Source organism: Neobacillus fumarioli NBRC 102428 (assembly GCF_001591485.1).
Classification (GTDB): domain Bacteria; phylum Bacillota; class Bacilli; order Bacillales; family Cytobacillaceae; genus Neobacillus; species Neobacillus fumarioli.
Genome location: NZ_BCUZ01000128.1, coordinates 1 through 7501 on the forward strand (window position 1 = coordinate 1; position 7501 = coordinate 7501).

The following is a 7501-nucleotide window of genomic DNA, read 5'->3' on the forward strand; positions in this document are numbered from 1 at the left end:
CTAAAAGTCTGGTTTTTGGACTTTTAGTGCTGAAGGTTATTTGTCCCGAGGGGCTAGGCGCTGGAGCTGGACAATTTTCGAAGTCAAAAATTTATACTTTCTTTGAAAAAAGCCGCTGATAACATAGCGGCTTCTATCGCGTAAGCTTTAAGATTCAGCATTTTGCCGTTTGGTAGGGTGGGTGGCTTTTTCCACTTCTTCAGCCGAAATCATCCGTTTCCCGCCGCCGGCAGTTTGCGCATAATTCTTGCCTGCTTGGCTGTTTCCTTTATCTCGTTTTTGGCTCATGAATCATTCTCCCTTCAAGTCATTTCATCTAATAAGATGCTTAGTTGGAGGAGTGATTATACATGAGCTAAAAGCCGGTAATAACCGCTGTCAATTTGTCTTGAAAGATGGGGCCGGACCACTTCAACTGCCTCCATAAGTTGATCGAGGTCAATGCCTGTCTCGATTCCCATCCGCCTAAGCATATACACAACATCTTCTGTTGCCGTATTGCCGCTCGCTCCCGGGGCAAACGGGCAGCCCCCAAGTCCGCCGGCAGACGTATCGAAACGGTCAATGCCAGCCTGAAGCGAAGCCAAAATATTGGCCAGACCAAGCCTGCGGGTATCGTGAAAATGAGCAGTCAAAAGGGTATGATGAAACTGCTCTTTTAATTTTGCAAATAGGGAGTAGGCTTCGTTCGGTGCCGCCATCCCAATTGTATCGGCCACACTTAATTCGTCAACCCCGGCTTCAACAAATTCCCGGCATAGTTTCAACGTCTCCGCCTCGCTGATTTTTCCTTCGTAAGGGCAGTAAAACGCGGTAGAGATACATGCACGGACAAAATAATTCTTTTCTTTTAATTCATGGATCACTGGCCTGAGTTCCTTTAGGCTGTCCCTGGTTGTTTTGTTAATATTTTTTAGATTAAAACTGTTGCTTACCCCCACAAATACGGCAACGGCGTTACAGTGAGTGGAATAAACCCTGTCAATCCCTTTCCTGTTTGGTGCAAGGACAATGTTTCTTGTGTGCTCAGCAAGGCAATCAGCTGCGATTTCCGCCGCATCGGCCATTTGCGGCACCCACTTCGGCGAAACAAACGAAGTCAGCTCCATTTCTTTAACCCCAGCGTTTCTAAGTTTTGTAATAAATCGTTTTTTGATCTCAGTTGGTACAAAGTTTTTTTCATTTTGCATACCATCCCGCGGTCCCACTTCGATAATCGTCACTTTATTCGGCAAATTCAGCATCGGTTTCACCCCTTATCTATCTTACTTTTATTGTAGGGGTAGAAATTCCTGAAAATCAAGAATTTTCAAGAATCTAAGGATCATCACTGTAAATAAATGAATAAGAAACTTCCTGGTGATATAATGGAGATAAATGTTTTTCCAAGGAGTGTCTGAAAATGAAGAAAAGGCAAACAGCATCCAAACCAAAAAAAGATGATTCCGCGATCACGCTTAAAGATATGATGAATCCTGAATTAATAAAGCAACTAAAGGAACAGCAAGAACAGCTTAAGGCTGAAGAGGACAGAAGAAAAGAGGAAGAAGAGCGAAGAAAGCGGGAAGAAAGAAGATTAAAAGAGAAGAATAAGTCATTTGAAGAGCTATTGAATGAGAGTGATATGGACTGGAAGAAGTTTAAATAATTGTTTCCATATTATCAGGACATAGGGAGAACGCCTCTTCGTATTGGCGCTTGCATAAAGAACTGTTGATATCGCCCGAAGGAGGTTTGGGCGATATCAACTTTACTTTTGTCTACCGATGGTCTTTATAGATATTCGCCTTCGTAATTCTTTTAATTACCGCTATTTCTTCCTCTGTTAGAGGTCGGCTTCTCACTGCCCTGGCGTTTTGTCTAACCTGTTCCGGACTGCTGGCACCGGCAACGACTGAAGCGACAGCAGGATTTGCCAGGTTAAATGCAAGTGCCACCTCTGTAAACGAACGTGAAGCGGAAGCTGTTTCCTTTAACACCGGCAAAATCTCTTGTAACTCCTCGTACGTGTAATCCAGATAGCCTTTTTCATTAGCTTTTTCAAGCAGTTTATCGCTCAAGAGCCCCTTGGCAAGCGGTCCGCGGGTGACGGCGCTGATACCATGTTCATAGACGAGCGACAGCGCCTCTTCTTCCGGACGGCGGTCCAGCATACTGTATTGCATCATGACAGATACGATATTTGATTTTTTTACATATTCCCTGATGACATTTGGACGAATGGACGAAATTCCATAATACCGAATGAAGCCCTCTTCCTTTAACTCTTCAAATGCTTCGATTGTCTCTTCGATCGGGTCCGCAATCGTTCCGCCATGCAATTGATACAAATCAATATAGTCGGTCCCCAGCCGTTTTAAGCTGTTTTTGACTGCTTCTTTGATATAAGCTTTGGAAGGATCCCATGTCCAGCCGGTTTGATCCGGTTTCCAGCGGTTTCCGACCTTTGTTGCGATGATGACATGTTCTCTGACATCCTTTAACGCTTTTCCAACTAGCTCTTCATTCCTGCCCATATCATATAAATCGGCAGTGTCAAAATAATTGATTCCTTCTTCAAGGGCGGCTTCAATTATGTTTCGAGCTGCTTTTTCTTCCGTGCCAATGGACATGCAGCCAAGCCCCAGCACCGTCACAGCCAAATTTGAATTTCCCAATTTGCGTTTTTGCAAAAAAAATCACCCTGTTCTTTTTTCTACAAGTTTACATAAAGAAAGGGATAGACTACAAACAACATGTCTTATTTTGGAGAAATCTTTTGCACCCATTCGGAAACATAAACAAAATCTTTCTGGTACTCTTTTAATTTTTGTAACACTTCCCATCCTTTTCCAACTAAGGTGATTCCTTTAGAATGAACACACACCTTCATTGTCATACCCTCCAATTAAAGTATGATAAAATGTATGACGAAAGTTTTTAGGATTAGAACAGGAGATGACCATAATGACCAAACTAGAGGAAAAAACGCTGCACAGCGAAAAAATATTTTCAGGAAAAATCATCAAGCTCGAATTGCAGGAAGTTCAACTGCCAAATGGCAAGACATCTAAGCGGGAGATCATTAAGCACCCAGGCGCTGTTGCAATTTTGGCTGTTACCGATGACAACAAAATCGTGATGGTCGAACAATACCGAAAAGCACTGGAAAGAACGATTGTTGAAATTCCTGCCGGGAAATTGGAAAAAGGAGAGGAGCCTAAAAGTTGTGCGCTTAGGGAATTGGAAGAGGAGACAGGCTATGAATGTGAAAGTCTTGAATTACTGACCTCTTTTTACACCGCACCGGGCTTTGCAGATGAATTGATTCATATCTATCTGGCAAAAGGATTAAAGAAGAAGGAAAATGCGGCAGAGCTGGATGAAGATGAATTTGTCAATCTTCAAGAATTGACATTGGATGAAACTCTTCAATATGTGAAAGATCAAAAAATCTATGATGCAAAAACGATCTATGCGGTTCAATACTTGCAATTACAAGAGGCGCTGAAACATAAATGAAACGTTATTATGTAGATTTGCATATTCACATCGGCCGGACTTGGACGGGCAAGCCGGTCAAAATTACTGGAGCAAAGTCATTAACATTTACAAATATCATAGAGCACGCGAGACTCAAAAAAGGGCTGAATATGATTGGAATCATCGATTGCCACTCACCGGAAGTGATTCAGGAAATGGAAAGTTTAATCGAGGCCGGCGATATCTATGAGCATCCGGATGGAGGCTTAGTATTTGGTGATTTAACCGTCATTTGCGGTTCGGAATTAGAAATTTATGATGAACACGCAAGCGGCCCTATTCACGTTCTTTGTTTTATGCCGACGCTTTCCACGATGAAGAAGTTTTCATCCTGGCTTTCGAAGCATTTGAAAAATATTCAGCTAAGTTCGCAGCGTTTATATGTAACAGGGCTAGAGCTGCAGCAAAAAGTGAAAGATATGGGTGGAATCTTCATACCTGCCCATGTATTTACCCCGTTTAAAAGTTTATATGGCAAAGGGGTGGATCAGTCGTTGACAGAGGTATTTGACCCGGACTTGATCGACGGGATTGAGCTTGGGTTAAGTTCAGATACAAAAATGGCTGATCAGATCGGTGAAATCCATCGATATACTTTTGTCACTAATTCGGATGCCCATTCACTAGCGAAAATTGCCCGTGAATATCAAGTCATGATGCTTGAAGAGCCAACTTTTACCGAGCTGGAAAAAGCATTAAAAGGGAAAGACGGCCGTCATATTATAGCCAATTATGGCCTGGACCCGCTCTTAGGGAAGTATCATAAAACCGTTTGTTCCGAGTGCCTCCATCCTTTACACCAAGATGACCAACTCTGTCATTTATGCGGAAGTAAAAAAATCATAAAAGGAGTGGCAGACCGGATATTGGAATTAAAAACAGCTCAAAACAGCCCGATTGGACGTCCCCCATATGTTCACCAAGTGCCACTTGAGTTCCTGCCGGGCCTGGGCCCTAAATTACTGGAAAAACTGGTGGATCATTTTGGCAGTGAAATGGCCATCTTACATGAAGTTCCATATGAGGCATTACTAGACGTCATTCCTGAGAAAATAGCCAGCCTGATTATGAAAGCAAGAGCAGGGGAAATAAGCCTCGAGGCAGGCGGCGGAGGAAAATACGGCAAAATAGCGGATCAATAGATAAGAAAACCTCAAATCACGAGTACCTCCGCTTAAAAGCTATCGCTTTTATACGTGCGATGCTTATGCTGCAGAAGCTTTTCTTGTGGAACTGGATAATTTTCAGTCCAAATTTACTTTCTTTACTTTGAATAAAAAACTCAGCAGAAAACGCGCTGCTGAGTTTTTTATTCTATTAAATGGAGTCATAGAAAAACTAGAGTGGCATAAAATGTACTAACCAACTGAACAATGGGAGGAAGCTGGAATGAAAAAGCGTTTGTACCAGTCCAAAGCCACAAGTGTTTCTAGTTATATTCGTGAGTATTCCTCAATTTTCTTATTTGTAGTTGTTTTGTTTTTAATGGGGGTCATTTTTGGCGCGATAGTTGTTAATAGTATGGGCTATAGCCAAAAAGAGGATTTATACTATTATTTATCACAGTTTTTTGGACAAGTTTCAGAAGGGAAAATTGCGGATCATAATGATTTATTTATGCAAAGCCTCCTTCATAATAGTAAATTTATCGGACTAATTTGGGTGCTCGGGATTTCAGTTGTTGGGCTTCCGGTTATTCTTATACTTTTATTTGTAAAAGGAATGGTTGTCGGCTTTACTGTTGGTTTTCTTGTCAGCCAAATGGGCTGGAAGGGGTTTGCATTGGCCGCAGCTTCCATCCTGCCTCAAAACTTGATTAATATCCCCATATTTATTGTGATGGCAGGATTATCCGTTATTTTTTCATTGAGAATGATTAAAAAACAATTTGTCAAAAAATATGCTGAGCCTATCATGCCATTTTTTAAAGGATATATACTCGCATTAATTGCTGCTGTTATTTTCATATCACTAGCATCTGGTATCGAGGCGTATTTATCCCCGTCATTGATGAAATCGGTTGTCGGATCTTCTTCTTTAAAATAATATTAAGAAATAATAAATATAAAATCTTTATTAAAATAATTTTATTTTGATTCTCGTTTAGCATCTGTTATAATGTGAATGAACAGTGGCGAGGGAGGGAACTTCAGAATGGAAACGAGAATAGAGCGGATCAAAAAACAGTTGCATTCTGCCAGCTATAAGCTTACACCACAGCGTGAAGCAACCGTCAGAGTTTTACTGGAAAATGAAGAGGATCATTTAAGTGCAGAAGATGTGTACCTCCTCGTAAAAGAGAAATCGCCTGAAATTGGGCTGGCAACTGTGTATCGAACATTAGAATTATTAACCGAGCTGAAAATTGTAGATAAGATAAATTTTGGTGACGGTGTTTCCCGTTACGATCTCAGACAAGAAGGTGCGGCTCATTTTCACCATCATCTTGTCTGCATTGAATGCGGTGCCGTTGATGAGATTCAGGAAGATTTATTAGAAGATGTCGAAGCGATTGTTGAAAAAAGATGGAAGTTTAAAATAAAAGATCACCGTCTAACGTTTCACGGTATTTGCTACCACTGTCAAGATAAGGTGAAAGAGGAAGAAAAGACAGTATAGATTAAAAAAGGTCCTTTAAATGTAAAAAGGGCTTTTTTTATTAAGAAAAGCGCAAGCGCCTTGGTCAGTCCTGACAGATCCCTCAAATTTCCTAAAAGCAAGGTATAAAACTTGTACATTTTGGCATACCTTTTACTACCATAGGAAATTGGAGGATTTCAAGATGATGTCATTTATAAAGGCCGTCCTCAAAACGTTAAAAGTGTTTATTCTATTCACCGGCTGCACGATTCTCTTTTATTATGGTATCATGTGGGTAACGGAAGAGTATCAAAATTATCACCGTTATGATGCGCCAGAAGGATCGGCACTTAAGGTTTCCAATTCGGTGAACAATAATGATTCCCAGCTTTTTGACCGGCTTAAGCTGTTTTATTTAAATGGAGAGTAATGGCTATGGAAAACCACTTAACAGATTTTATACGATATGCCGCCATGGAAAAAGAAATGGCGAACAATACGATCCTATCATACGAACGAGATTTAAAGAGTTATATCCGCTATTTGAAGAAAGTGGAATTACTGGATTCGCTTGATGAAGTTCGGCGGATTCATATTATCCACTTTCTAAACTTTTTAAAAGATGAAGGAAAATCCGCGAAAACGTTAGCACGGCATGTTGCTTCAGTTCGCGCCTTCCACCAATTTTTGTTACGGGAAAAAGTTCTGGATCATGATCCGTCTGTCCAGATTGAACCTCCCAAGACAGAACGATCATTGCCGAAAGTTTTGAGTTTAAAGGAAGTAGAAACACTTCTAGATGCACCTAAACCGAATGATCATTATGGGTTAAGAGATAAGGCAATGCTTGAACTTCTATATGCAACAGGAATGCGCGTCAGTGAACTTATTCGTTTGGATATAGGGGATGTCCATTTAACAATGGGATTTGTCCGTGTGTTTGGAAAAGGCAATAAGGAACGGATTATACCGATGGGAAAAAAGTCGGTTGATGCCTTAACATGTTACCTGGAGCAAGGAAGATCCCAGTTTATTTCCGCTAAGCATCAGGAGTATGCATTGTTTTTAAACCATCTTGGGCATCGGTTGACAAGACAAGGGTTTTGGAAAATCCTTAAGAAATTGACGAGAGAGGCCGGAATTGAGAAAGAATTAACGCCGCATACACTAAGACATTCCTTTGCTGCACATTTGTTAGAAAATGGGGCCGACTTAAAAGCAGTACAGGAGATGCTTGGTCATGCAGACATCTCGACGACAGAAATTTATACCCATGTTACGAAACCGAAGTTAAAGGATGTTTATCGTAACTTTCATCCGCGAGCATAATAGATTTCTAGATTTTTTAAAAAGTAAAGAATTGACTTCGAAAATTGCCCAGCGCAAGCGGCCTAGCCCC

11 protein-coding genes are annotated in these 7501 nt (G+C 41.0%); 7 read left to right on the plus strand and 4 right to left on the minus strand.

The genetic code is table 11. From position 1 onward, the window contains the following. Positions 1 to 147 precede the first annotated feature (147 nt). Positions 148 to 288 (minus strand): hypothetical protein, encoded by a 141-nt coding sequence (locus tag BFU02S_RS17055; protein WP_169797609.1) that lies wholly within the window; start codon positions 286 to 288, stop codon positions 148 to 150. Between the two features lie 56 nt (positions 289 to 344). Beyond that, on the minus strand, positions 345 to 1244 hold the full coding sequence (locus BFU02S_RS13565) for a hydroxymethylglutaryl-CoA lyase (protein ID WP_066371657.1): 900 nt from the start codon (positions 1242 to 1244) through the stop codon (positions 345 to 347). A gap of 158 nt (positions 1245 to 1402) precedes the next feature. On the opposite strand from BFU02S_RS13565, the gene BFU02S_RS13570 reads away from it, so the two are divergent. Continuing rightward, positions 1403 to 1648: a YqkE family protein gene (locus BFU02S_RS13570; protein ID WP_066371660.1), complete on the plus strand. Its 246-nt coding sequence runs from the start codon at positions 1403 to 1405 to the stop codon at positions 1646 to 1648. A gap of 112 nt (positions 1649 to 1760) precedes the next feature. On the opposite strand, the gene BFU02S_RS13575 is transcribed toward BFU02S_RS13570, so the two are convergent. Together BFU02S_RS13575 and mciZ are read right to left on the minus strand one after the other, a co-directional pair. Then, complete coding sequence (locus tag BFU02S_RS13575) at positions 1761 to 2672, minus strand: aldo/keto reductase (protein ID WP_066371666.1); 912 nt, start codon at positions 2670 to 2672, stop codon at positions 1761 to 1763. A 68-nt stretch (positions 2673 to 2740) separates the two neighbouring features. Next, a complete protein-coding gene (mciZ, locus tag BFU02S_RS16495) occupies positions 2741 to 2872 on the minus strand; it encodes a Z-ring formation inhibitor MciZ (protein WP_084361129.1) in 132 nt (43 codons plus the stop codon). A gap of 74 nt (positions 2873 to 2946) precedes the next feature. On the opposite strand from mciZ, the gene BFU02S_RS13580 reads away from it, so the two are divergent. The 6 genes from BFU02S_RS13580 (at position 2947) to xerD (ending at position 7431) form a co-directional block, all read left to right on the plus strand. Next, the gene (locus BFU02S_RS13580; protein WP_066371667.1) at positions 2947 to 3501 is read left to right on the plus strand and encodes an NUDIX hydrolase; all 555 of its coding nucleotides are present in this window, start codon (positions 2947 to 2949) and stop codon (positions 3499 to 3501) included. Next, entirely contained in the window at positions 3498 to 4664 is a 1167-nt protein-coding gene (locus tag BFU02S_RS13585) for an endonuclease Q family protein (RefSeq protein ID WP_066371669.1), read from the plus strand. The genes BFU02S_RS13580 and BFU02S_RS13585 overlap by 4 nt, the downstream gene beginning before the upstream one ends. A 247-nt stretch (positions 4665 to 4911) precedes the next feature. After that, the gene (gene spoIIM / locus BFU02S_RS13590) at positions 4912 to 5568 is read left to right on the plus strand and encodes a stage II sporulation protein M (protein ID WP_066371671.1); all 657 of its coding nucleotides are present in this window, start codon (positions 4912 to 4914) and stop codon (positions 5566 to 5568) included. A 108-nt stretch (positions 5569 to 5676) separates the two neighbouring features. Then, positions 5677 to 6141 (plus strand): ferric iron uptake transcriptional regulator, encoded by a 465-nt coding sequence (gene fur / locus BFU02S_RS13595; protein ID WP_066371673.1) that lies wholly within the window; start codon positions 5677 to 5679, stop codon positions 6139 to 6141. Between the two features lie 163 nt (positions 6142 to 6304). Next, complete coding sequence (locus BFU02S_RS13600) at positions 6305 to 6532, plus strand: YqzK family protein (protein ID WP_066371674.1); 228 nt, start codon at positions 6305 to 6307, stop codon at positions 6530 to 6532. Positions 6533 to 6537: 5 nt separating this feature from the next. Next, the gene (gene xerD / locus BFU02S_RS13605) at positions 6538 to 7431 is read left to right on the plus strand and encodes a site-specific tyrosine recombinase XerD (protein WP_066371676.1); all 894 of its coding nucleotides are present in this window, start codon (positions 6538 to 6540) and stop codon (positions 7429 to 7431) included. The last annotated feature ends 70 nt before the right edge of the window (positions 7432 to 7501 follow it).